Below are 24587 nucleotides of genomic sequence, written 5' to 3'. Positions count from 1 at the left end.
ATCACCTCTGTTATATCATTCCCGCCTTTTCAGCACAATAAAGGGCAGAAGATTAAAACGGGAGGGAACGGGTTGGAAGCAAAACCGGTAAACATCATCTATTGCGAATCGCCGGAGGAATGGATCCGTGACCAATATTTCCTGCTTGCCAACGAAAAGTCGGCACAAAGATTTCTGTTGAACGCTTACCAAAAAAGCGGAACCCCGCAACCGGAAAAGATGGCCTTTCGTAATGCGGCAGCGTTTTCCGCCTACATCCGGCAGGCTCTTTCCATTTTCCGGCCGGGACGGGAAGAAAATATCTGGATGCAGCCTGTCCTCGACTACTATGGAATGATGAGCTTGATTAAAGCATGGATTCTGACCCGGGTGCCGGACTATCCGCAAAATACTTCAGTCTTGCGCCATGGGTTATCCACCCGAAAACGAAAGCGTGAATCTTATCGTTTGCTCGAGGATGAAGTCCGGATACAAAAAGAAGGGCTTTATCCACTGGTCGCCGGGTTATTGGGGAATCCTCCCGATGCGGGAGACTCATATCGGCTCAAGACATTGTTTTCCTTCCTATCTGACTTGTCCGCCAGTTATGAGCGCATTTTGGGTGAAACGCCGCTGATTCCGGTTACGGTTGGCCGGCAGACCTCGCTTTATGCAGACGAGGCGATGCCGCTGGAAATCGCCGAAACCGTTCTCGACCGGATCCATCTCACCCCCGAAGCTTTTGTTTCCCGTCTGAATCATTACAGCAAAGGGGCACTCTTCTCCCTTGGCACTCCGGTGATCCGGTCCGGTCTCCTGCAACTTCGTTGGAGCCATCCCGATGTCCGGCATGTGAATGACTGGGAGAAAGGATTTCACCATCCTTGGTTTTATGAAGATAAAAAAGGCAACCATTACCTGTGGTTCGGTAATGATTGCCTTGGAACCCCTGTTGATGAATTGCTGGTTCATTTCATGTTGCTATTTGCGCTGAGTATGCTGTGTCGCTATGAACCACCGCTATGGGGGGAGATAATGCTGGATCACACCGGAGAAGAGCAAATCCTGGTATGCGGACTGCTCCGTCTCATCCCGCGAAAGGTCCCCCATCTGGTCTTAAACCTTCTCCACGGTCAAAAATCGATCATTCGCCTTTATTGATTACCGTCTTCTCCGTCTTCCTCCTCTTCGCGGTGGACGCGGGCGACGGCCGATACTTCGTCCTCGTCGAGCGAAATCAGTTTCACTCCTTGCGCATACCGGCCCATCACGGAAATCTCGGCGATCTTCAGGCGAATGACAATGCCGGATTGAGTCACGATCATCAGATCTTCATCTTCGGACACCACTTTGTGGGCGACCACATCTCCTTTTTTCTCTGTGAGGCTTAAGGTCTTGATCCCTTTACCGCCGCGTGATTGAATGCGGTATTCCTCCATCGGCGTCCGTTTGCCATATCCGTTGCGAGTGACGATCAGGACATATTTGTCCGGGATCACGATATCCATATCGATTACGCGGTCATCTTCACCTAACGTGATGCCTTTCACGCCTGTGGCCGAACGTCCCATTTCTCTGACGTCCATTTCGTGGAAGCGAATCGACATTCCCTGGCGCGTTCCCATCAGGACTTCCTGATTTCCATCGGTCAGGCGGACGCCAACCAGTTCATCCCCGTCACGAAGATTGATGGCAAACAGGCCGTTGCGGCGAATGTTTTCAAATTCGCTGAGTGCGGTCTTCTTCACAATGCCTTCAGCCGTGGCAAAGAAAAGGAACTGATTATCCAGGAATTCTTTCACCGGGATAACCGCCTCGATGCGCTCGCCCTGGTCGATCTGAATCAGGTTGATCACGGGAGTCCCGCGCGCGGTTCTGCCGAGCTCCGGCACTTCGTACGCCTTCAGGCGGTACACTTTCCCCTTGTTTGAGAAGAAGAGCAAATGATTATGGGAATGGGTGACAAACATATGCTGCACCAAGTCGTCTTCCCGGGTTCCCATCCCCGTGATTCCCTTGCCGCCTCTTCGTTGCGCCCGGTAGGTGGACAAAGGCATCCGCTTGATATATCCACGCTGGGTCAACAAAATGGCGACCTCATCTTCGGGGATCAAATCCTCGTCCTCAATTTCGTCCTCATCGGCTTTAATCATCGTGCGGCGTTCATCGCCATACCGTTCTTTGATCTCCTTCAGCTCATCCCGCACGACGCCGCGGATTTTGGCCTCATCGGCGAGAATGTCTTTCAATTTGGCGATCAATTTCTGAAGTTCTCCGTATTCCGCCTCGATTTTTTCGCGTTCCAGTCCGGTCAGGCGATGCAAACGCATATCGAGAATCGCCTGGGCTTGTTTTTCACTGAGACCGAACTTTTCCATCAAACCGGTACGAGCTTCGGCAGTGGTGGCGGAAGCGCGGATGAGGGCGATCACTTCGTCGATCTGGTCAAGGGCAATGCGCAAGCCTTCCAGGATGTGAGCCCGTTCTTCCGCTTTGTTCAAATCATACTGGGTGCGCCGGCGGATCACTTCCACCTGGTGGTCGATATAGTGGGAAAGAATGGATTTAATGTTGAGTACCTGCGGCTGGCCGTCAACCAACGCCAGCATGTTAACGCCAAAGCTCGATTGCAGGCTGGTATGCTTGTACAAATTGTTAAGGATGACCCTTGGGTTTACATCCCGACGCAGTTCAATGACCACACGCATTCCGTTCCGGTCTGATTCGTCGCGCAGGTCGGTGATTCCGTCGATTTTTTTGTCGCGTACGAGCTCGGCGATCTTTTCCACCAGCTTGGCTTTGTTCACTTGGTACGGCAATTCTTCCACGACGATGCGCATCTTTCCGCTGCCCGCTTCTTCGATCCGCGTTTTCGCCCGGATCCGGATGCTGCCCCGCCCGGTGCGGTACGATTTGCGAATCCCGTCATGCCCGAGGATGATTCCCCCCGTGGGAAAATCAGGACCCTTGATGATCCGCATCAAATCTTCAATCGTCGCCTCTGGATTATCCAGGAGGAGAAGGATTCCGTCGATCACTTCAGACAGGTTATGCGGCGGGATATTGGTCGCCATGCCGACGGCAATCCCGGATGCCCCGTTAACGATCAGATTGGGAAAGCGGGAAGGCAGCACCAACGGCTCTTCCTGCTGTCCGTCATAGTTGGGGCCAAAGTCGATCGTATCCTTCTGGATATCGCGCAACAACTCCATCGTGATCGGAGCCATCCGCGCTTCGGTATACCGCATGGCCGCGGGCGAATCGCCGTCGATTGACCCGAAGTTTCCGTGTCCGTCCACCAGCGGATACCGATAAGAGAAATCCTGCGCCATCCGAACCATCGCATCGTATACCGCCACATCCCCGTGCGGATGATAGTTCGCCGTAACGTTTCCGACGACGCGGGACGATTTTTTGTACGGTTTGTCCGGAGTCATCCCCAGTTCATACAAAGTGTACAAAATCCGGCGATGAACGGGTTTCAGGCCGTCGCGCACGTCCGGGAGGGCGCGGCTGACAATTACGCTCATCGCATAGTCCAGAAACGAAGACTTCATTTCCTTACTGATATTCACTTCTTGAATTCTTTGCATATCTGGCATCGTTTCATCTCCCTGCTTCCTACTGCCTGCCGGTTACACATCCAAGGTAGCCTGGTTCGCATATTCCTGGATGAATACGCGCCGCGGCTCAACCCGGTCGCCCATCAGCATCTCAAATACCTCGTCAGCATCCATCGCATCGGCAAGGGAAACTTGCAGCAATGTGCGGCTTTCAGGGTCCATCGTCGTTTCCCAGAGCTGGGTCGCGTTCATTTCTCCCAGCCCTTTGTACCGCTGGATCTCCACTTTGCCCTTTCCTTCCAGTTCCTTGAGAATTTCCTCTTTCATGCGGTCATTGTAGGCATAGCGAACCGTTTTCCCTTGCGTCACTTTATAAAGCGGAGGCTGCGCGATATAAACATAGCCGTTTTCAATCAGCGGCCGCATATAGCGGTAGAAGAAGGTCAGCAATAACGTGCGGATATGCGCGCCGTCCACATCGGCATCGGTCATGATGATGATCTTGTGGTACCGCGCCTTGTCGAGATTGAAGTCACCGCCGATCCCCGTGCCGAGCGCAGTGATGATCGTCCGGATTTCATCGTTGGAAAGTGCCTTGTCCAACCGCGCTTTCTCTACGTTGATAATTTTTCCCTTGAGGGGGAGGATCGCCTGGAACATGCGGTCACGCCCCTGCTTGGCAGTACCGCCCGCGGAATCCCCTTCAACGATGAACAGTTCGCTGTCGGCAGCGTTTTTGGAGGTGCAATCCGCCAATTTCCCGGGCAATGAACTGACTTCCAGTGCATTTTTCCGACGCGTCAATTCCCGGGCTTTGCGGGCAGCCTCCCTTGCGCGTGCAGCCATTACCGCTTTTCCGATGATCTTTTTGGCCACCGCCGGGTTTTCCTCCAGAAAGATCTGGAACTCCTCGGCAAATAATTGTTCCGTGGCCGAGCGGGCTTCACTGTTTCCCAGCTTGGTTTTCGTTTGCCCTTCAAACTGCGGATCACCGATTTTCACACTGATAATGGCCGTCAACCCTTCCCGCACATCATCGCCGGTCAGGTTGCTTTGGTTTTCTTTCAACAGGTTGTTCCGCCGGGCATAATCGTTGATCACCCGGGTAAGCGCCGATTTGAAGCCGGCTTCATGCGTTCCGCCCTCATGCGTGTGAATATTGTTGGCATACGAATAAATGTTCGATGAGAAAGAATCATTATACTGAAGCGAAATTTCAATCGGGATGGAATCCCGTTCGCCTTCGATATAGATCGGGGGCTCATGCAGCACTTCGCGGTTGCGGTTCAGATATTCCACAAAGGATCGAATGCCGCCGTCATATTGGAATTCCGCCTTTCTCTCTTTTTCGCGCCGATCCTCCAATATGATTTTGATCCCCTTGTTCAGGAAGGCGAGCTCACGCAGGCGGTTTTGCAAAATGTCATAATCGTATTCCGTCGTTTCGGTAAAGATTTCCGGGTCGGGTTTGAACGTAACCTTCGTTCCTGTTTCATCCGTTTCCCCGATCACTTGCAGGTCATAATCGGGCACGCCCCGGGTGTAACGTTGGCGGTGAATTTTTCCTTCCCGTCTCACTTCCACTTCCAGCCATTCCGACAGGGCATTCACCACCGACACGCCCACTCCGTGCAAGCCGCCGGAAAATTTGTAGCCATCACCGCCGAATTTTCCGCCGGCATGGAGAACCGTCATCACGACTTCAACGGCCGGCCGCCCCATTTTCGGATGAATTCCGACCGGAATCCCGCTTCCGTTGTCAGTGACCGTTACGCTGTTATCCGGGTTGACGATCACCTCAATCGTGTCACACCGCCCGGCCAATGCTTCATCGATGCTGTTATCCACCACTTCCCATACGAGGTGGTGCAAACCGCGGCTCGATGTGGACCCGATATACATTCCCGGGCGTTTACGAACAGCCTCTAATCCTTCCAGTACCTGAATCTGAGTTTCATCGTAATTGGTATTTTGTACGGACAATTCGGTCACCTGCTTCCTTATCCAAAACTAACGTAAAACAAAAACAACCGATTGACTTCAAGGCCAATCAGGGTTGGTCAACCGCTTATTTCCCCGGAATCTGGCTGTCATCCGCCCTTTTTTTTAATGTGGTTGACGAGATCGGCGAAGCGAACACGCCATTCTTTGTGATCACGTAAGATTTTACTGCTTCAGGCGAAATCCGTTCCACCTTCCCCTTTCGTCTGGCCATTTCGAGGAAAGTGCAGTCTCCGGATTCTTCCAGCACATCCGCATCCAGGATGGCGATCACCTCGCGAATGCGGAGCGTGCGGCTTCCCCCTAGGTGAATAAACACCTGATCACCCCAGTTCCGTTATACGCCCTTGCCGCACCTGGTAAATCCGCGCCTTCGCCAGTGTTTCCTGATCAATCCCCTCCAGATTGGTCGTGGTGACAAAGGTTTGCACACGGCCGCGAATCGCCTCCAGTAGGTGCGTTTTTCGGGAATCATCAAGTTCAGATAAAACATCATCCAATAATAGAACAGGATAATAGCCGGTCTCCTGATAAATCAGTTCAATTTCAGCCAATTTCAGAGATAAAGCGGCCGTTCGCTGCTGCCCCTGTGAACCGTACAGGTGCAGATCAAGTCCGTTGGCTGTCAAACGCAAGTCGTCCCGCTGCGGGCCAATCAGGGTGGTTCCGCGTCTAATCTCTTTTTCGCGTTTTTTTTCCAATTCCCTCTGCAAAAGCAGGGGCCATTCCCCCGGATCCGTGTCGAGCAGCGACGGCAGAGACGGGAGGTATTCGATCTCCAGCTCTTCCAGGCCGCGCGTGATTGCCTGGTGAATCCCTCTTGCCCATTTCCTGAGAGAAGAAAGAAAAGCGAGCCGTTTCTTCCACAGATCTATGGAAAACTGGATGAACTGCTCATCCAGCACATTTAAGAGTGCGGACTGGAATGTCCCTTTCTGGCCTAACTGTTTTAGCAAACTGTTGCGCTGCGTCAATAACTTGTTCAATTGCGTAAGATGATGAACATAAGCGGGGCTGACCTGTCCGATCTCCATATCCAAAAAGCGCCTGCGAATCTGCGGACTTCCTTTGACGAGCGCCAGGTCTTCCGGAGCGAATAAAACGGCGGGGAGGGAGCCGATATACTGGCTGAGCCGTGGCTGCTCAATTCCGTTTCGACTCACCTTTTTCCCTTTTTCCGTCATTTGCACTTCCAGCCGGAGCTTTTGTTCCCCTTTTCTGACGCTGGCTTTGGCAACAGCCCTTTTCTCGCCGAAGCGGATCAATTCCCTGTGCGTTCGCGTGCGATGGGATTTCCCCAGCGCCAGGAGATAGAGGGATTCGAGAATATTGGTTTTTCCCTGGGCATTCGGTCCGACAAACAGATGGAGTTCCTCGGGGCAATGGAGGTCGAGTTCCGCAATATTGCGGAATTGCTTCAGGTTTAAATTTTCCACTCTCAAGATTGAGGGCCCTCCCTTACTCCCCGATCACTTGTACCGAACCGTATCCGGCGATATCCACAATATCCTGTGGATAAAGCTTTCGTCCCCTTCTCGATTCCGGCTCCCGATTTACCCTTACTTCCACTTCCTGCAAAAAGATTTTCACAAAGCCCCCGCTGTGAGCGAGATCGAGTTTTTTCAGCAACTGCCCGAGCGTGATGTACGGGCCGTCGATTTTAACCTGCTGCAACAAAGCTCCCTCCTTCGGGATTAGCGGGTGCGGATCGGGACGATTAAGTGCAGGGAATCCTCTCGATCGGTCGGTTGAATCAAAAAAGGCCGCATCGGACCGGTAAATTGAATGCGAATCTCATCGCTTTCAATGGAGCGGAGGGCTTCCATCATATACCGGGCATTAAAGGAAATGCCGAGTTCCGGCCCATTTACCTTCGCGATGACTTCCTCCGTCACGCTTCCGATATCCTGTGCGGCAGAATTCACCTCTACCTTCCCGTCTTTCAAAGTCCATTTTATCACATTATCCCGTCCATCCCGACTGATGAGTGATGCACGATCAACGGATTGTAACAATTCCTTGGTCGAAGAGATGAGTTCCGTTTCCCCGCCGTCCGGAATAACCCGGTTGGTGTCGGGATACGTTCCTTCGAGCAGGCGGGAATAAAATTCCCACTCATCCGTTTTTACCAGTATTTGGTTTTCCGCCACGATAATATCCACAATTCCCGTATAATCTGCCAGCGTTTTGGCGAGTTCGGTCAAACTTTTGCCGGGAATGATCACGTTTTTCAAAGTGAGTTCTTCCGATCCTTCCACATGGGCCTGTTGCCTGGACAGACGATGGCTGTCCGTCGCCACGCATGTGAGCACACCGCCTTCCAGCTGCATCAGGACACCCGTCAGAACGCCGCGCGCCTCATTGGTGGCAACGGCAAATCCGGTTTGCCGAATCAAAGTTTTCAGGGTATCGGCTGACACGCTGAAGAGCTGTTCTGTGGATAACATCGGCAAACGCGGATATTCCACAGGGTCAAATCCGTTCAGATGAAATTCGGATGTTTCCGAGCGGATCGTGGTTTGAAACTTCTCATTGGCAAACCATTCCACTTCTTTTCCTGGGAGTTTTCTTACCAGATCGCCGAAGATGCGTCCGGGGAGAACGACACTTCCCAGCTTTTCCACAAATACCTGCTCCAAGTCGTCTTTCCGTTTCGGAACCCGCACCTGAATCGTGATGTCGGAATTGCTGCCGGTGAGCAAAAGTCCGTTTTCATCCGCCGTCACTTTGATTCCGGTCAGAATCGGAATGGTCGTCTTGGAGGAAACTGCTTTGGACACTTGGGAAACGGCATCCACCAGCGCTGATTTGATCACGCGAAACTTCATATTCATCCTCCTTAGTATGAGTCAAAAAACAAATGAAAAAGTAGACATAAACCGGAACGGCTTTGCATATATATATATTTTTTTAAAGAAGACAGCAGTAGTAGTAGTAAGGGCTGTGGATAATGTGGAAAAGTGGTCCGAGCCCGGACAAGCCGGGCAATCCGGCCTGTGGAAAAGATGTGCATAAACTGTATCCGGTTATCCACAATACCCACAGGAACATGAAATCAGCCGCGGTTGATTCTCTGCTTCAATTGGCTGATTGCTTGTTCCAGCTGAGGATCTTGCTTCAGATTGCGGCTGATTTTCTCGTGAGCGTGGATGACAGTGGTGTGGTCTCTTCCGCCGAAGTCTTCCCCGATTTTCGGAAGGGAGAAATCTGTGAGTTCCCGGCAAAGGTACATGGCGATTTGACGGGGAAAGGCGACAGACTTCGTCCGTTTCTTGCTTTTTAAATCTTCCACCCGCAAGCGATAGTAATTGGCGACAGCCTGCTGGATATCATGGATGCTGATCACCCGGGGGCGCGATTGCGGCATGATGTCCTTTAGCGCTTCTGCGGCCAGTTCCGGCGTGACGGGCTGATTCATCAGAGCCGAAAAGGCGACCACGCGGATCAGCGCCCCTTCCAGTTCGCGAATGTTGGTATCGACACGATCGGCGATGAAAGCCAATACTTCACTCGGAACATCTAAGTTATCAGCGATTGATTTCTTGCGCAAGATAGCGATCCTCGTCTCCAAATCGGGGGGTTGCACATCGGTGATCAGTCCCCATTCAAATCGTGAACGCAACCGGTCTTCCAGCGTCGGGATTTCCTTGGGCGGACGATCGCTGGAGATGATGATTTGCTTATTGGCCTCATGAAGGGCATTAAATGTATGGAAGAATTCTTCCTGGGTTTGTTCTTTTCCCGCCAGAAACTGAATATCGTCAATTAACAGGATATCCACGGACCGGTACTTGTTCCGAAACTGGATCGTCTTGTTGTCGCGGATCGAATTGATAAATTCATTCGTGAATTTTTCCGATGAGATGTAGACCACGCGGCTGGAGGGCGTGTGATCGAGGACATAATGCCCGATCGCATGCATCAGGTGCGTTTTGCCCAGTCCGACGCCGCCATAGATAAACAGCGGATTATAGGCTTTGGCCGGTGCTTCCGCCACTGCGAGCGATGCGGCGTGGGCAAAGCGGTTGCCGGAGCCGATCACAAATGTATCAAAGGTGTAACGCGGATTGAGCTGTGTGCGCGGCGGCTCCTCCTCCGTTTCCTCTTCAGCCTCCGCGGTGTCTGCTTTCTTTTCGGAATCCACCTGGTTTTTTTCAGAACTTTGGCTGACAAATTTCACGCCGAGAGGGGAACCGGTTATTTCCTTCAAGGCATCGCGAACGAGATCGGCGTAACGCGATTCCAGCCAGTCGCGGGCAAAATCGTTGGGGGTGGAAACGACGAGAATGTCCTCGCGAAGTTGGATGGCTTCCGTCGTTTTCAGCCATGTCTCGAAGCTGGGTTTGCTGATTTTGTCCTGAATGGAATCCAGCGTTTTCGCCCATAATTCTTGGATGTGGATCATCAAAGAACCTCCTTTCCCTTGACTAATTCTTGAACATTGTTATCCACAGGGAATTCCCTTGCCCTTTGACAGATGAAGGCATATATCTACAATTTCCACAGCCTGTGGATATCTTTTATTCACAGCCTGTGGATTCTTTATGAGGGAGTTATCCACAATCTGTGGATAACCGGATGAAACCGTAAAATTTATCCACAAGAAAACACCAATAGAATATCAAAACAAACCAGTATTTACAATGAAAAATAGTTAGTTATCCACAATCCACAGGAAGATGAAAAACAGTTATCCACAGGTGTGGATATTGTGGAAAAACGGAGGATAATGTCGGGATAACCGGTGGATAACGAAAAAAATATCCACATGTGGATAAACAGGTCTGTGGATTTCCTCTTTCTTGACATGATGGAAACATCCCGGATATAATGATAGAGATTGTCCGTCGGGGTTTACGTACGGAAATTCAACGCAAGAAGGGAGGTTTCTCCTGGACGCGTTCCCCTGTGTTCGACCGGCTTTGCAAAGGACCGGAAGAGTCAGATGGTTCTCAGGGTGATTTGGCGGCCAGGTGGCGATATGAAGAGAACTTATCAACCCAGCAACCGCAGACGCAAAAATGTTCACGGTTTCCGCGCTCGCATGAGCAGCAAGAATGGCCGTAAAGTGCTGGCTAGACGCAGAAGAAAAGGAAGAAAAGTATTATCCGCTTAATTTGTCGAGGCCACTTTTGATGTGGCCTTTTTTCCTATACGCAATTTTGGTAGTTTATTCTCCCGGGTTTTGCTCTATAATTGTTGATGGACTTGTATTTTTTAGTAGGGAAGGAGCCGATCTTTGCAAAAGGAATATCGTCTGAAAAGACGAAACGATTTCAGAAAGGTATTTCAAGCGGGGCAATCCGTCGCCAATCGGCAGTTTGTCGTTGTGATGCTCGGCCGCAAGGCGGAGGGGCCGCCGCGGATCGGGATCTCTGTCAGCAAAAAAGTGGGGAAAGCGGTTGTGCGCAATCGCATTAAGCGTTTGGTCAAGGAAGTAACCCGGCATTTTATCCCTTATCTCCATCCGAAAACGGATTATGTGATTATCGCCCGCATTCCGGCGGCGCAAATGGATTATAAGCAAGTGAAAGCGAGCCTCCTTCACGTTTTCCAGAAGGGGAAGTGCTTTGTCACGAAACCCCCGAAGTAAACCGCATCAAGGGGGAATGGCAATGAAATGGATTGCCCTCGGTCTCATCCATTTTTACCGACGCTTTCTTTCACCGCTGAAACCGCCCGTATGCCGGTTTGTGCCCACTTGTTCGGAGTATGCGCTGATCGCCATTCAAAGGCATGGTTTTGTTTACGGAGGTTGGTTGACGCTGAGGCGGCTTCTCAAATGTCATCCCTTTCACCCGGGGGGATTTGATTATGTGCCGGAAAAACGACAGAAACGGCCAGATAGATTCCACAGTGATCGAAGCTCAAAATGAGGAGGGAATTCCCTTGTTAAAACGCAGGCGTTGGATCGCCGCAGTACTGCTGCTCGTGCTTTCTGTGGTGATGCTGTCGGGGTGTTCGACGAACCCGGGACAATACAAAATTGACCGCGCGCATCCATCTTGGTTTGAACAGATCTTGGTCATTCCGTTATCCGACTTGTTAGATTTGTTTAAAGACTGGCTCGGGAACTACGGATTATCCATTCTGGTTGTAACCTTTCTGGTTCGCCTGGTGATTCTCCCGCTGACGTGGAAGCAGCAGAAAAGCGCCAAGGCCATGCAGGAATTGCAGCCGCAGCTGACCAAACTGCGGGAGAAATATAAAAACAACCAGCAGAAACTGCAAGAAGAGACGATGAAGCTGTTCCAGAAGCACAATGTGAATCCGATGGCCGGTTGTTTGCCGTTGCTGATCCAGATTCCCGTATTGCTGGCTTTTTATCGTGCCATCATCGGAAACGCACATATCGCCCATTCCAGCTTTTTGTATCTGCAGCTGGGCAAAGCGGATCCTTTTTATATTTTGCCGCTGCTCGCCGCCGTGACGACATATTTGCAATTTATTTCGACCGGCGCCGGTGCCAATCCGCAGATGAAAGTAATGGTCTGGGTGATGCCGGTAATGATTTTCTTCCTCGCTTATCAGTTCCCTGCAGCGCTTTCCCTGTACTGGGTGGGCGGAAACATCTTTACGATTCTGACGTACCTGCTGTTTTTCAATAAGATGAAGAAAAGCAACGTGACCCAGGAAGGAACCGTCCGTTGAACAAACTGATCGTCGAGGCGGGAACGGTTGAAGAAGCCGTCGCCCAGGCGCTCAAACAGTTAGGCGTTTCTCGTGAGCGTCTTCGCGTTCGGGTGGTGGAAGAGGCGAGCAGGGGTTTTTTGGGGTTGTTTGGCCGTCGCCCGGCTAAAGTTGAAGTGGAAGTGATGGAAGATCCGGCGGAAAAAGCCCGTGCCTTTTTGCAGGGGTTGCTGCAACGGATGGGGGCGGACGCAACGGTGGAAATCACGACTTCAGCGAAAAAGGGGTTTGTCACCATCACGGCTCGGGAGGAGCAGACAGGTGCGCTCATCGGCCGGCATGGACAGACACTGGAAGCAATGGAACTCCTCGTCAACCTCGCAGCCAATCGCCGTGAGGAGAAGCCGGTGCGATTTGAATTGGATATCGACGGCTATCGGGAGCGGAGACGCAAAGCGTTGGCTGAGTATGTGATGAAGATGGCGGCCAAGGCAAGGCAGACACGCCAGGAGGTCCGGTTATCCCCGATGCCGGCCAATGAACGGAAGTGGGTTCACCAGACGATCAAGAAAGAACCGAATCTGAAAACGGTGAGCCGTGGAGAAGAACCCAACCGCTCGGTGGTGATCTATTGGCAGGACTAACCTGATGAAGGAATTGGTTGTCTCTGGACTGCCACTTACTTCAGGATACAAACGTCGGGTAAATCCGGCCCGGTATCTCCCCTGTTTCAGGGGAGTTTTTTCATACCCTGTTTTTGCCTGGCAGTTGGCGGTGTGCTAAGATTAGATTCGAGGTGACACTATGGATACCGATACGATTGCTGCGATCTCAACCCCGATGGGCGAAGGGGGCATCGCGGTCATCCGTGTCAGCGGACCGGAGGCGGTGTCGATCGCGGATAAAATATATAAGGGAAAGAAGAGTTTGGCCAGTGTGCCGAGCCATACGGTAAATTACGGTTTTATCATTGACCCGGAATCGAAAGAGAGAATTGATGAGGTTTTGGTAACCGTGATGAGAGCCCCGCGTACATTTACCCGGGAAGATGTGGTGGAAATCAGCTGCCATGGCGGAATGATTCCCGTCGAGCGGACTCTTGAGGCGCTGCTGGCGACAGGGGCCCGCCTGGCCGAACCGGGCGAATTTACAAAAAGGGCCTTTTTAAACGGGAGAATCGATCTTTCACAGGCAGAAGCAGTGATGGATCTGATTCGGGCCAAAACGGATCGCGCTGCCAAAATGGCGTTGGGCCAGCATGAAGGCAGGCTGTCGCGGATGATCAACCGGCTGCGCAACGAAATTTTGGAAGTGCTGGCTCATCTGGCGGTCAATGTGGATTATCCCGAATATGATGCCGAGGAAATGACGGCGAAGCTGTTGCGCGAACGGGCGCAAGAGATCGAACGGGAGATCGAGCGCCTGTTGAGTACCGCGCGCCAGGGCAAAATCATTCGTGAAGGAATCCACACTGCGATCGTGGGCAGACCCAATGTCGGCAAATCTTCGCTCATGAACGCCCTGACGCAGGAGAACAAGGCGATTGTAACCGATATCCCCGGGACCACCCGGGACGTGATCGAAGAATATGTCAATGTCAGGGGAATTCCGCTGCGTTTATTGGATACTGCCGGAATTCGCGAAACCGAGGATGTGGTTGAACGGATCGGTGTGGAGCGTTCCCGGCAGGCGCTGGAACAGGCCGACCTGATCCTGTTGGTTCTCAATTACGCGGAACCGTTGAACGAAGAGGATCGCCGGCTGCTCCAATGGGTGCGGAATCATACGGCGCTGGTTATTGTCAATAAAACGGACCTGCCGCGGAAATTGGATCTTGATCAGGTAAGGGAGCTGTCCGGGGATCTGCCGATCATTACGACCTCATTAAAGGAAGAACGCGGAATCGAAGATTTGGAAGAAGCGATTTCACGGCTGTTTAAGTTGGGAAAAGTCGACATGGCGGATGGAACTTATGTCAGCAATGCCCGCCATATCCATCTCCTCAAAAAAGCGCTGGAGAGCGTGCGGGAAGTTTTGAATGGAATTGATGCCGGCATGCCGTTGGATATGGTGGAAATAGACTTGAAAAACGCCTGGCAGTTTCTGGGTGAAGTGATTGGCGATGCGGTGGCCGAAGATTTGATTGATCAGATTTTCTCCCAGTTTTGCTTGGGTAAATAAAGAGGTGAATCAAGGATGTCCTACCATGCGGGGAGTTATGATGTGATTGTGGTCGGAGCCGGACATGCGGGATGTGAAGCGGCATTGGCAGCCGCGCGAATGGGGTGCTCCACCTTGCTGTTGACGATCAGCCTCGACATGATCGCCTATATGCCATGCAATCCGTCGATCGGCGGCCCGGCCAAGGGGCATGTCGTCAGGGAAATCGATGCGCTGGGCGGTGAAATGGGGAAAAATATCGATAAAACCCATATTCAAATGCGCATGTTGAATACGGGAAAAGGACCGGCCGTTTATGCACTGCGGGCGCAGGCAGATAAAGTTTTGTACCAGCGGGAGATGAAAAAAACGCTGGAAACCACGCCAAATCTTGAGCTGATCCAGGGCATGGTGGAGAGGCTGATCGTGGAAAACGGGGTCTGCAAAGGGGTGGTGACGCGCACCGGCGCCCATTATACCTCCAAGGCAGTGGTGCTCACAACCGGAACCTATCTGCGCGGAAAGGTGATTATCGGGGATCTCTCGTATGAGAGCGGGCCCAATAACCAGCAGCCGTCTGTTAATCTGGCCCATCATCTCATAGAGCTGGGATTTGAAATGGTGCGGTTTAAAACGGGAACACCGCCCCGGGTAAACCGGAAATCGATTGACACCAGCCAGATGGAAATTCAGCCCGGCGATGAAGAGCCGCGTGCTTTCTCTTATGAGACGACCCGGTTTATCACAGACCAACTGCCTTGTTGGCTGACCTATACCAATGAAAAAACCCATCGTCTCATCCAGGAGAATCTCCATCGTGCCCCGATGTACTCCGGAACGATCGAGGGTCGCGGCCCCCGCTACTGCCCTTCGATTGAGGACAAAATCGTGCGCTTCGCCGACAAGGGCCGCCATCAGATCTTTATCGAACCGGAGGGCCGGGAGACCGAAGAGATGTATGTGCAGGGCTTATCCACCAGTCTGCCGGAAGATGTCCAGCTGAAGATGCTCCACACCATCAAGGGATTGGAAAAAGCGGAAATGATGCGTACCGGTTATGCGATTGAATATGACGCCATCGTTCCCACGCAGCTTTGGCCATCGCTGGAAACCAAGCGGGTGGAAGGACTGTTTACCGCCGGGCAGCTCAACGGCACGTCCGGATATGAAGAGGCAGCTGCGCAAGGCATTATGGCCGGAATCAATGCAGCCAGAAAAGTTCAGGGGAAAGATCCGGTGATTCTCGACCGGTCCCAGGCCTATATCGGCGTCCTGATCGATGACCTGGTCACCAAAGGGACCAATGAGCCTTATCGCCTTTTGACATCAAGGGCGGAGTACCGTCTGCTCTTGAGGCATGATAACGCTGATCTTCGCCTCACCGATCTCGGCTATGAGCTCGGTTTGATTTCTGAGGAACGGTATCGCCGCTTTACCGCCAAATGTGAAGCGATCGAAAAAGAAATTGCCCGTTTACGCGAAACGAAGGTACGTCCGACCGAAGAGGTTCAATCGATTTTGGAAGAGATGGGAACCTCGAGAATCAACAATGCCGTGCCGCTGGCCATGCTGATCAAACGGCCGGAGCTCGGCTACAAGGAAATCGCCCGGATGTCTCCGCCACCGGAACCGGTTGCGCCGGATGTGGCGGAACAGGTGGAAATCCAGCTGAAATACGAAGGTTACATCAAAAAGGCGTTGCAACAGGTAGAGAAAATGCGCCGCATGGAGGAAAAGCGGATTCCGGATTGGGTGGATTACGGGAAAATTGCCGGCATTTCCTCTGAGGCGCGGGAAAAGCTGGAACAAGTGCGTCCGATCTCGCTGGGGCAAGCGTCGCGCATTTCCGGAGTCAACCCTGCGGATATCTCCATTTTGATGGTGCATATCGAGCAAAATGGAAAGGCTTATGCGAAGTGAAACTTGGAGGGAACACGGTGCAGGAACATGGAGAGTGGTTGCAGCAGGCGGTCTCGGAATGGGGGCTTATCCTTTCGGATCAACAGCTCAGGCAGTTTGCGCAGTATTTCGAGCGACTTGTGGAGACCAACAAAGTGATGAATCTGACGGCGATCACTGAACCGCGGGAGGTTTATGTCAAGCATTTTTATGATTCTTTGCTGTTGGCGAAGAGTTTGGATATCAAAGAGGTTGATTCGCTGATCGATGTGGGGACCGGTGCAGGCTTTCCGGGGATTCCGCTGAAAATCGCATTTCCCCATCTCCGGCTGGTGCTGTTGGATTCGCTCAAAAAGCGCGTTCAGTTTTTGCGGGAAACGGCCGACGCACTCGGCCTGAAAGAAGTGGAATGCGTTCATGGCCGTGCGGAAGACCTGGCAAAACAGAAGGGGTATCGCCAGTCTTTTGATTTGGTGACGGCGAGGGCCGTGGCCAGATTAAATGTCCTGGCGGAGTACTGTTTGCCATTTGTCAAAGTCGGAGGATATTTCGTATCGATGAAAGGGCCTTCCGTGGGCGAGGAGATAACGGAGGCCAAACGGGCGCTGTTTATCTTGGGCAAGACAACGGTGGAGAGAGAAGAGTTTCAGTTGCCGGAGGGAATGGGAACGAGGAATATTCTGATCATGAAAAAGCGGGATCAGACGCCCAAGGCGTATCCGCGTAAAGCAGGAACGCCCGCAAAGCAACCGCTGGTTTAAGTTCACATTCGCTTTTAAAAAAGGAAGCCGGATCTCCCTTTGTTCAGAGACGACGGCTTCCTTTTTTATCCGAGGTTATTGATCAGATTGTGCAGTCCGCGCAAAGCGATTTTCCTTTTTTCGACCTTGTCGATCTCCTGCCGTTTGCGGCTGTTTTGCGAGAAAGGGGTCATGAATTCCTCCCAGGAATTATAGCCGCCATAAGCATCCTCGAATTCAATATCGTCCCTTTTTAAACTGGAATCCCCCTCTTTCTCGGGTTCATCTTCGGGCTCGCGGCCAAACGGCTGAATCGTAGGCTGTCCGTTGGGGAACAGGCTGTGATCTTCTTCCTGGGGTGTCTCTTCCCAAAAAATGCTGGCGGGACGGTTAAGTTCTTTTTTTTCCCTTTGCTCAGTCAAAGATTGCAGACGCGCTTTTTTTTGGTTGCGGGAACGCCGTCTGGGAGAGAACGGTTCCAGCGGGAAAACATCTTGTTCCTGGTTGGCTTGTTCATTTTTGTCCGATTCGTATGAGTCGGAATCAAAGGATGTCCGGCTTGAAAACGGGCGTGGCTCAAAGGATGGATCATAACCATTTTGTTCATATTGCTGCGATTCAAATGGTTGCTGCCCCGTTTGGTTTGGCTGGTTTCTTTCGCCCGGATAGGCAAACGGCTTGAACATCGGGTCCTGAAAAAAGCCGGAGTCTTGGAAGAAATCATTGTCGAAGCTTTTGGAAATGGAGTCTTCCGCTTCTTCTTCCTCGTGGTCGGATTCACTGACTCCTTGCATGCGATGGTTTTCAGTCAACCGTTTGCGCAATTTCAATTCCCGTTCCCGATAAACCGGGGGAGTCTCTGAATCAACCACTTCGTCTTTTTGTTCAAAATCTTCCTGGAGGCCATTTCTCCCGTCGTAATAAGGGGTTTCTTGCCAACCGGAAACGGGTTCATCCTTGCTCTCCTCATCCTCTAACTTGATTCGCTCAAGATGATAGATGGGATATTCTTCTTCCATCTCCGGTTGCTCTTGAAAAGAGAATCTGTTTTTGTGGCGTCTGAATGCTTTTTTTCTCCGGGATCGTTCATTAAGAAACGGGTAAGGGGATACATACTCCACCTGTTGTGCTTCCAGCACTTCCGGATCTTCTCCGTCGGACAGTGAACCGATCGGGGAGAAAGGTTCAGGGGTGGAGGTTTTGCTCTCCTGTACCGATTCTCCTAAGGCGGGTTGCTGCACTTGGAACGTATAAGTGGTCGTTTCACCAAAAGGCGTTTGCAAAGTCTGCTTTTGGGAATAAATGCATCCGTCCGCATTCGCGTGCATAAAGCCGCCGGTCTGTGAGGAGGAATCGCCGTCCGGACTGGTTTGCTGGCCTATTTGCTGGCTGACCATCGTCGTCAGCATCTCTGCTGTCAAATGAATATAAAGGGGGTTCAACCCCTTTTCCTTCAAGGCTTCGACTGATGCCTGGCCTGATTTTCCCGTACCGATCACAATACAATCATACCGGGATTCAAACTGTGACATACACTCCCCCTCCTTTTGCTGACTCCGGCTGTGCCTGTTGTTCCATTTGCATTGGAAGGGGCACAGCACTCATTTGTCAAAATTTTTCCCAAATGGTTGATAAGAAGTGAGCCCCCCAGGGTCACCCATGGGGGGAACAGGGATTACTTTTTCGCTTTCGCCTCTTTTTTGCTTTCACCCAGGGCATCTGGGACGGAGAATTCTTGTTGAATCGAAGCAGCTGCTTCAAGCATTTCTTTAGTCGGAACGGTTCGCGCTTTGGATTGGGCGAACTTGCAAAGTCCGAAACCATTGGCAAATTGTGCTTCAATGCCATAATCTTCAGCAAAGATGAGCTTGTCGCCGAAGCGTTCGCGGTAGAAAGGTTTAAACGGAATCGAAGCACCGCCGGTCAGGATGATATAGGTAATGTCATCGCCGTAGTCGAGCCGGTTCCAAACTTCTTCCACCAAAGCTTCCCCGACTTCCCTGATGCATTCCTGGACGATGGGGCTGACGTCGTGCGTTTTTCCTTTGAAGCTGATTTCACCTGAACGAACAATGCGCGGCAGGCTCCAGATCGGATATTCCTTCCCGTGACCATCCGGGTCTGCATTGCGTGTAAAATCGAGCAGGCGTTTTGCCAGGGTGTGATAAACATTCAGCATCGCGTGACGCGACGTGAAGCTTTGGCGTTTAATGATCGTTTCTCCGTGCAATGTTTCGATATCGGATGTGCCAAAGCCAAGGTCGTTGATGCTTACTTTTTGAATGAACAAATCTTCGTTTAACAGTTTGCCTTCACGGTCGAGGGCGATATGGAACAAGGTGGCCATCGGCTGGCTGATTACGAAGAGATTTTCCCGCTTAATTTCAAATTCGATTTTGCGCCAGGGGAGGTTTCCTTGTTTCACTTCAAAACTGTGTTTGCCCACCAGACGGCGTTTCAACTCATCTTTGTAGTCGATGTAGCTGTCGGTTGGCAATGCGACGGATACAACCGGTTCGGTGCTTCCTTGCAGCATGAGGCCGGTGCTGACGCGGAACATGATCAGATATTCTTGTTCACGGAACCAGGTTGGGCTGAACAGACGACGCTTGTGGGAGTCGAACAATTCGTCATCGCCGGCTTGCTCGATGGCCAGCTTGCCGCAGAACCATTCGCGATCCCCTTCGCGCTCGCGGTACATAATATTGTGAGGGTCATTATTATAAGTGATTTCACCGACACGGTTTGGTACGACCATGTTACGGATAAACATTTTATAAAACTTTCCGTTGGCACGGGTAACCACTTTTGTTCCGTAATAACCCTGGTCATTCCCTATGTATACAGGTGCACTCATTTTTCAGATATCCTCCTCAAGTGAATGAAATCCCCTTCTTCCCACGATTCTATCAATTGTGAAGCCCAAGGGTCAACATAGAATGACCAATAACGACAAAGTTCTTCAAATATCGTCGATTTTCGGATCAGAGAAGAAGTTTGGGCTGTGAAAGTATTTGCAGACCGGGCGCGATCCCCCTTAAACTGCCGAGTTTCCGGTCTGTGACAATCCTCGAAAATTTGACGCGTTTCAGCCGGGGAACGCAGATGAATGGTTAATGTTCCACGTGGAACAAAGAACTCTGTTGTGCGGATCAGTCCAAATGCAGGAACGGGAGCCGGATGGGCATATTCTTACAAAACGATGACAGTTCATATCTTGATTTTCGATCTTGATCAGGAGATTAGGAGGTAGATGGTAATCGGCAGCGAAATGGTAATAATAAGTGGCCCGGCGTCAGAAAGGTGCGGAATTCAAATCATCGGCGGTAAGGTTGGGTCTTTGAATCCTGGAAAATACGTGCGTCCATCGTTTTACGCCATCCATTTACGCCCGTTTTGAAATAGGTTTCCAGACTAAGGTGGTGGCTGTGTTGATGAAAGAGTCGTTTTCGCGACTGTTTGGTCTGGTTGAGAAGGAAACCGACCAGATTAAACAAATTTCTGTGGAGGCAATTGTCCCTAGCCCTTATCAGCCTCGCACATTGTTTCACGAAGAACGGATAGATGAGCTCTGTCAAACGATTCGTGTCCATGGTGTGATTCAGCCGATTGTCGTTCGCCGCAAGGGTCAGGGATATGAATTGATTGCGGGAGAAAGGCGGCTGCGGGCGGTTAAAAAGTTGGGGATGACGACCGTGCCCGCAGTGATCCGGGATATGTCCGACAGCCAGGCGGCTTCTGCCGCACTGATTGAAAATCTTCAGCGGGAAGGGTTGACTGCGATTGAAGAGGCTCATGCCTATCAAAAACTGATTGAGCTGCACCAATTGACGCAGGAGAGCCTGGCGCAACGCCTCGGCAAAGGACAGTCCACGATTGCGAACAAGTTGCGCTTGTTGCAACTTCCCCAAGCCGTTCAGGAGGAATTGCTGAAACGGACCATAACCGAACGGCATGCCCGCTCCCTGTTGGCCTTGAAAGAACCGAGCCGGCAATTGGAAGTGCTGAAAGAGATTTTGGAACGGGACTTAAATGTGAAACAGACCGAGGAACGGGTTCGGCGGTTGCTGGAGAAGGAGCCGGCCGCACCGAAAAAGAAAGGGAAACGAAAGTCCGTCTCTCGCGATTTCCGGATTGCCATCAATACCATTCGCCAATCGATCGATATGGTAAAGCAGACGGGGATGGATGTGTTGACTGATGAGAAGGATCATCAGGATTATGTGGAACTTGTCATCCGTATTCCCAAATAATTTGGTTCACTTGTCTGATTTTTTCCTTCCGTTGGAGAAAAACGTTCATTAAAATAAAGAAAGGATCGAAATGTAATATTGAGGCAAAAACGCCTCTTTTTCTTTATTTTTGCGCTGCTCCCTGCTTGTTTCGGGAGAAGGGGAGGAGCCGTTCAGCGGATCTTTTTCTTCTTGTTGAGTCAGGTGTCTGAATGAATCCGTTCGGGAAAAGGGCATCATTTGTCAAACACCACCCCCGGGATTTGGATGGGACAAAACCAGGAGGGGATTGGTGCTTCGCTGATGACCATTTGAAACGCGGGAAGGTCAGGGGGGGAACCCTGCGCCCTCGACTGCAAAAACTTTCAGAAAAGGAAGAGGCCGCAGTTCCGATGTCGCCTCGGAGATGGAATGCAAGAGCGGTTTGGGGTCTGGTTAAAGGAAAAGAGGTGGAAAAATGGGAAAAGTGATTGCGATTGCGAATCAGAAAGGGGGCGTCGGAAAAACGACGACGTCGATCAATTTGTCTGCCGGCATCGCCTCTCTCGGAAAACGGGTTTTAATTGTTGATATTGATCCGCAGGGAAATACGACCAGTGGACTTGGCATCAATAAGGGCGATGTCGAACGCTGTGTCTATGATGTTTTGATGAACGAGGCACCGGTCGAGGAAGTGCTGATTCCATCGATCGTCGAAAATCTCTATGTGATTCCGGCGACTATTCAACTGGCGGGGGTTGAAATTGAATTATCGCAGGCCATCTCACGGGAACTGCGGCTGAAACGGGCATTGCAATCAGTGAAACAGGATTTTGATTATATTTTTATCGATTGTCCTCCATCACTGGGGATTATTACATTAAATGCGTTAACCGCAGCCGAATCTGTCCTCATTCCGATTCAGTGTGAGTTTTATGCTCTGGAAGGATTGGGACAGCTGTTGAATACGATTCGCATTGTGCAAAAACACTTAAACAAAAACCTGGGAGTGGAAGGCGTTCTGCTGACCATGTTCGATAGCAGAACCAATTTGTCCGTTCAGGTGATGGACGAAGTGAAAAAGTACTTTCAGCAAAAGGTTTACCGGACAGTGATCCCGCGAAACGTTCGGCTCAGTGAGGCACCAAGCCACGGGAAGCCGATCATCACATATGATCCGAAATCGCGTGGTGCTTTATGCTATAACGAACTGGCGAAAGAAGTGGTGATGCAAAATGAGTAACAAAGGCCTCGGACGAGGGCTTGGCGCTTTGTTTCAAGTGGATGTGACGACAGAGGAGGATCATGTTCACGAGGCGGAAATAACGGATTTGCGCCCGAATCCCTATCAGCCGCGCAAACATTTTGATGATGAACTGCTGCAGGAATTGACCGAATCGATTAAACAGCATGGAATAGTCCAACCATTGGTTGTGAGAAAAAGCATTCGCGGCTATGAAATTGTCGCAGGAGAGCGCCGTTTTCGCGCTGCCAAAGCGGCCGGGCTGACGAAAGTTCCGGTGGTCGTTCGTGAGTTTACAGACGATCAGATGATGGAGATTGCGCTTGTTGAGAATTTGCAACGGGAAGATCTCAATCCGATGGAAGTGGCCCACGCCTATCAGAAATTGATGAAGCATTTGTCGGTTACCCAGGAAGAATTGGCAGAACGAGTGGGAAAAAGCCGTCCCCATGTCGCCAATTTTTTGCGTTTGCTGCAATTGCCGCCGCAAGTTCAAGATGATGTTTCACGTGGAACATTGTCAATGGGACATGCCCGGGCGCTTCTGGGCGTAAAAGATGCGGATTTGCTCATCAAGCTGGCGGAGAAGGTGAAAAAAGAAAAGCCAAGTGTACGCCAGCTGGAGGAATGGGTGCAACAGCTCAATCAGACAATGCCCAAGAAAGAACGGAAAAAGAGCAAAGAAAAATTGGACCCGCAGATTAAACACTATGAAGATCTGTTGCAGCAAGTTTTCAGTACGCCGGTTCGCATCAAGCACGGGCGGAAAAAAGGGAAAATCGAGATCGAGTATTATTCCGATCGGGAGTTGGAACGGCTGATTGAATTGTTAAATCAAGAAAGAGTGGTCGGAGGAAGGTAGGCGGCGCAGGCAGTGAGCGGCTTCATTGATGAATACGAGTTTAACCGGGTCCTTGAAGGGACCCTTCTGTCTTTTACTTGACCGGAGATGATTTTATCTTAAACTTTTCATCATCGTGAAAAGGAGGAATCCGACATTGATTTATCTTGATAATGCTGCTTCCACATGGCCCAAACCTCCAGGGGTTTCTGATGCTGTTAAAAAGGCCATCGATGAGTTTGGTGCCAATCCGGGGAGGGGAGGCCACCAGCTGGCGGTAAAAGCAGCGCAAACGATTGAAGAGACTAGGGAGAAACTTGCCCGGCTGTTTGGGGTGCGGGATCCGAATCATCTGCTCTTTTGCCAGAATACGACCCATGCTCTGAATATGGCCATTAAGGGCATCTTAAAGCCGGGAGATCATGTGATCATCACGGCATGGGAGCATAATGCGGTGGCACGCCCCGTCTATTGGCTGGAAAAAGAAGCAAAGGTTGAGGTTACGGTTGTGGACGGAAAGGATGAACGCGCAGACTGGACCTCTTTGCTGGAGGAGCAAATTCGCAAGGAAACACGGATGCTGATTACGATTCACGGCTCCAATGTGACAGGGGAAGTTTTACCGATTGCGGAGCTGGGCGAGATGGCGAAAAAGCATGGCATTCTCTATTTGGTTGATGCGGCGCAAACGGCGGGATTACTCTCTTTTCATTTGGATGAAATGCCGATCGACCTGCTTGCTTTTCCCGGACATAAAAGCTTGTTTGGCCCGCAGGGAACGGGCGGGCTTTACGTAAAACCGGATGTTCCCTTGCAACCCCTGCTTCAGGGCGGGACGGGAAATCGATCGGAAGAAGTGGAGCAGCCGTTGGAACGTCCTTACGGATATGAGAGCGGAACTCCCAATACCCCCGGGATTGCCGGGCTTGGGGCAGGAATCGATTTTATTATGAAAACAGGATTGAGAGAGATTTACCGGCATGAACAGGAGTTGACCCGTCAGCTGTGGGAAGGATTGCAAGCGATTGAAGGTGTCACGGTTCTGACTTCCGCTGCACCCGCATTGCCGATTGTTTCATTTACTATGGAAAATGCGGATGGAATTGAGGTGGCGACGATCCTCGACCAGCATTATCAGATAGCAGTACGTGCCGGATTTCATTGCGCTGCGCTGAAACACCGAAGTCTGAAGACGGAGCATGGAGCTGTTCGGGTCAGTCCCGGATATTTCAATACAAAAGAGCAGATCACAGCCGTGATCGATGCGGTTCGGGAAATCGCCGCCGCTTTTAAATACGAGTGACTGATTTATTTCGGGAG

22 protein-coding genes are annotated in these 24587 nt (G+C 51.1%); 13 read left to right on the top strand and 9 right to left on the bottom strand.

Annotated elements, in window-relative coordinates; genetic code table 11:
• Nucleotides 1-72 precede the first annotated feature (72 nt).
• Nucleotides 73-1140, top strand: a complete 1068-nt coding sequence (locus I8U19_RS07505) for a YaaC family protein (protein WP_198055587.1) — start codon at nt 73-75, stop codon at nt 1138-1140.
• Here I8U19_RS07505 and gyrA read toward each other — a convergent pair.
• The 7 genes from gyrA to dnaA all read right to left on the bottom strand — a co-directional run bounded on the left by gyrA (nt 1134) and on the right by dnaA (nt 9948).
• The gene (gene gyrA, locus I8U19_RS07500; protein WP_033100496.1) at nt 1134-3581 is read right to left on the bottom strand and encodes a DNA gyrase subunit A; all 2448 of its coding nucleotides are present in this window, start codon (nt 3579-3581) and stop codon (nt 1134-1136) included. The two genes, I8U19_RS07505 and gyrA, sit on opposite strands and share 7 nt — an antisense overlap.
• Before the next feature lie 33 nt (nt 3582-3614).
• Nucleotides 3615-5525: a DNA topoisomerase (ATP-hydrolyzing) subunit B gene (gyrB, locus tag I8U19_RS07495; protein ID WP_081943785.1), complete on the bottom strand. Its 1911-nt coding sequence runs from the start codon at nt 5523-5525 to the stop codon at nt 3615-3617.
• Nucleotides 5526-5610: 85 nt separating this feature from the next.
• Nucleotides 5611-5862: an extracellular matrix regulator RemB gene (gene remB / locus I8U19_RS07490; RefSeq protein ID WP_033100494.1), complete on the bottom strand. Its 252-nt coding sequence runs from the start codon at nt 5860-5862 to the stop codon at nt 5611-5613.
• 4 nt (nt 5863-5866) lie between these two features.
• On the bottom strand, nt 5867-6979 hold the full coding sequence (gene recF, locus I8U19_RS07485) for a DNA replication/repair protein RecF (RefSeq protein WP_370589766.1): 1113 nt from the start codon (nt 6977-6979) through the stop codon (nt 5867-5869).
• Nucleotides 6980-7001: 22 nt separating this feature from the next.
• Complete coding sequence (yaaA, locus tag I8U19_RS07480; protein WP_033100492.1) at nt 7002-7217, bottom strand: S4 domain-containing protein YaaA; 216 nt, start codon at nt 7215-7217, stop codon at nt 7002-7004.
• Between the two features lie 20 nt (nt 7218-7237).
• Entirely contained in the window at nt 7238-8371 is a 1134-nt protein-coding gene (dnaN, locus tag I8U19_RS07475) for a DNA polymerase III subunit beta (protein WP_033100491.1), read from the bottom strand.
• A gap of 227 nt (nt 8372-8598) precedes the next feature.
• A complete protein-coding gene (gene dnaA, locus I8U19_RS07470; protein ID WP_198055585.1) occupies nt 8599-9948 on the bottom strand; it encodes a chromosomal replication initiator protein DnaA in 1350 nt (449 codons plus the stop codon).
• 576 nt (nt 9949-10524) lie between these two features.
• On the opposite strand from dnaA, the gene rpmH reads away from it, so the two are divergent.
• The 8 genes from rpmH (at nt 10525) to rsmG (ending at nt 16993) form a co-directional block, all read left to right on the top strand.
• Entirely contained in the window at nt 10525-10659 is a 135-nt protein-coding gene (gene rpmH / locus I8U19_RS07465) for a 50S ribosomal protein L34 (protein ID WP_081943776.1), read from the top strand.
• Nucleotides 10660-10782: 123 nt separating this feature from the next.
• The gene (rnpA, locus tag I8U19_RS07460) at nt 10783-11136 is read left to right on the top strand and encodes a ribonuclease P protein component (protein WP_033100489.1); all 354 of its coding nucleotides are present in this window, start codon (nt 10783-10785) and stop codon (nt 11134-11136) included.
• A 22-nt stretch (nt 11137-11158) separates the two neighbouring features.
• Nucleotides 11159-11419, top strand: a complete 261-nt coding sequence (gene yidD, locus I8U19_RS07455) for a membrane protein insertion efficiency factor YidD (protein WP_181735397.1) — start codon at nt 11159-11161, stop codon at nt 11417-11419.
• Between the two features lie 70 nt (nt 11420-11489).
• Nucleotides 11490-12194: a YidC/Oxa1 family membrane protein insertase gene (locus I8U19_RS07450; RefSeq protein ID WP_052154118.1), complete on the top strand. Its 705-nt coding sequence runs from the start codon at nt 11490-11492 to the stop codon at nt 12192-12194.
• Nucleotides 12191-12817, top strand: a complete 627-nt coding sequence (jag, locus tag I8U19_RS07445) for an RNA-binding cell elongation regulator Jag/EloR (protein ID WP_033100487.1) — start codon at nt 12191-12193, stop codon at nt 12815-12817. The genes I8U19_RS07450 and jag overlap by 4 nt, the downstream gene beginning before the upstream one ends.
• A 160-nt stretch (nt 12818-12977) precedes the next feature.
• Nucleotides 12978-14354, top strand: coding sequence for a tRNA uridine-5-carboxymethylaminomethyl(34) synthesis GTPase MnmE (gene mnmE, locus I8U19_RS07440; RefSeq protein ID WP_033100486.1), 1377 nt, complete (start codon nt 12978-12980; stop codon nt 14352-14354).
• Between the two features lie 15 nt (nt 14355-14369).
• Nucleotides 14370-16253: a tRNA uridine-5-carboxymethylaminomethyl(34) synthesis enzyme MnmG gene (gene mnmG, locus I8U19_RS07435; protein WP_033100485.1), complete on the top strand. Its 1884-nt coding sequence runs from the start codon at nt 14370-14372 to the stop codon at nt 16251-16253.
• Between the two features lie 17 nt (nt 16254-16270).
• Entirely contained in the window at nt 16271-16993 is a 723-nt protein-coding gene (rsmG, locus tag I8U19_RS07430; protein WP_181735396.1) for a 16S rRNA (guanine(527)-N(7))-methyltransferase RsmG, read from the top strand.
• Between the two features lie 65 nt (nt 16994-17058).
• On the opposite strand, the gene I8U19_RS07425 is transcribed toward rsmG, so the two are convergent.
• Entirely contained in the window at nt 17059-18504 is a 1446-nt protein-coding gene (locus I8U19_RS07425; protein WP_198055584.1) for a hypothetical protein, read from the bottom strand.
• 143 nt (nt 18505-18647) lie between these two features.
• A complete protein-coding gene (locus I8U19_RS07420; protein WP_033100483.1) occupies nt 18648-19829 on the bottom strand; it encodes a ParM/StbA family protein in 1182 nt (393 codons plus the stop codon).
• Nucleotides 19830-20400: 571 nt separating this feature from the next.
• Between I8U19_RS07420 and noc the strand changes: the two genes are divergently transcribed.
• From noc to I8U19_RS07400, 4 genes are all read left to right on the top strand, one after another.
• A complete protein-coding gene (gene noc, locus I8U19_RS07415; RefSeq protein WP_033100482.1) occupies nt 20401-21225 on the top strand; it encodes a nucleoid occlusion protein in 825 nt (274 codons plus the stop codon).
• A 436-nt stretch (nt 21226-21661) separates the two neighbouring features.
• Entirely contained in the window at nt 21662-22426 is a 765-nt protein-coding gene (locus I8U19_RS07410) for a ParA family protein (protein WP_033100481.1), read from the top strand.
• Nucleotides 22419-23288 carry a ParB/RepB/Spo0J family partition protein gene (locus tag I8U19_RS07405; protein ID WP_033100480.1) on the top strand — a complete coding sequence of 290 codons (870 nt, stop codon included), beginning with the start codon at nt 22419-22421 and terminating at the stop codon, nt 23286-23288. The genes I8U19_RS07410 and I8U19_RS07405 overlap by 8 nt, the downstream gene beginning before the upstream one ends.
• A gap of 136 nt (nt 23289-23424) precedes the next feature.
• A complete protein-coding gene (locus I8U19_RS07400; RefSeq protein ID WP_198055583.1) occupies nt 23425-24570 on the top strand; it encodes an aminotransferase class V-fold PLP-dependent enzyme in 1146 nt (381 codons plus the stop codon).
• Nucleotides 24571-24587 lie beyond the last annotated feature (17 nt).

The sequence above is a fragment of the Thermoactinomyces sp. CICC 10523 genome, assembly GCF_016055105.1.
GTDB lineage: Bacteria > Bacillota > Bacilli > Thermoactinomycetales > Thermoactinomycetaceae > Thermoactinomyces_A > Thermoactinomyces_A daqus.
Note: the sequence above shows the minus strand (reverse complement) of the source record. Positions and strands in the feature narration are given on the sequence as shown.

Excerpts from the sequence above, each read along its gene's own strand:
- I8U19_RS07410 (WP_033100481.1), top strand. The coding sequence starts at position 21,662 with ATGGGAAAAGTGATTGCGATTGCGAATCAGAAAGGGGGCGTCGGAAAA.
- mnmE (WP_033100486.1), top strand. The coding sequence starts at position 12,978 with ATGGATACCGATACGATTGCTGCGATCTCAACCCCGATGGGCGAAGGG.
- gyrA (WP_033100496.1), bottom strand. The coding sequence starts at position 3,581 with ATGCCAGATATGCAAAGAATTCAAGAAGTGAATATCAGTAAGGAAATG.
- yidD (WP_181735397.1), top strand. The coding sequence starts at position 11,159 with ATGAAATGGATTGCCCTCGGTCTCATCCATTTTTACCGACGCTTTCTT.
- I8U19_RS07450 (WP_052154118.1), top strand. The coding sequence starts at position 11,490 with ATGCTGTCGGGGTGTTCGACGAACCCGGGACAATACAAAATTGACCGC.
- dnaN (WP_033100491.1), bottom strand. The coding sequence starts at position 8,371 with ATGAAGTTTCGCGTGATCAAATCAGCGCTGGTGGATGCCGTTTCCCAA.
- rpmH (WP_081943776.1), top strand. The coding sequence starts at position 10,525 with ATGAAGAGAACTTATCAACCCAGCAACCGCAGACGCAAAAATGTTCAC.
- dnaA (WP_198055585.1), bottom strand. The coding sequence starts at position 9,948 with ATGATCCACATCCAAGAATTATGGGCGAAAACGCTGGATTCCATTCAG.
- mnmG (WP_033100485.1), top strand. The coding sequence starts at position 14,370 with ATGTCCTACCATGCGGGGAGTTATGATGTGATTGTGGTCGGAGCCGGA.
- I8U19_RS07425 (WP_198055584.1), bottom strand. The coding sequence starts at position 18,504 with ATGTCACAGTTTGAATCCCGGTATGATTGTATTGTGATCGGTACGGGA.
- I8U19_RS07405 (WP_033100480.1), top strand. The coding sequence starts at position 22,419 with ATGAGTAACAAAGGCCTCGGACGAGGGCTTGGCGCTTTGTTTCAAGTG.
- I8U19_RS07420 (WP_033100483.1), bottom strand. The coding sequence starts at position 19,829 with ATGAGTGCACCTGTATACATAGGGAATGACCAGGGTTATTACGGAACA.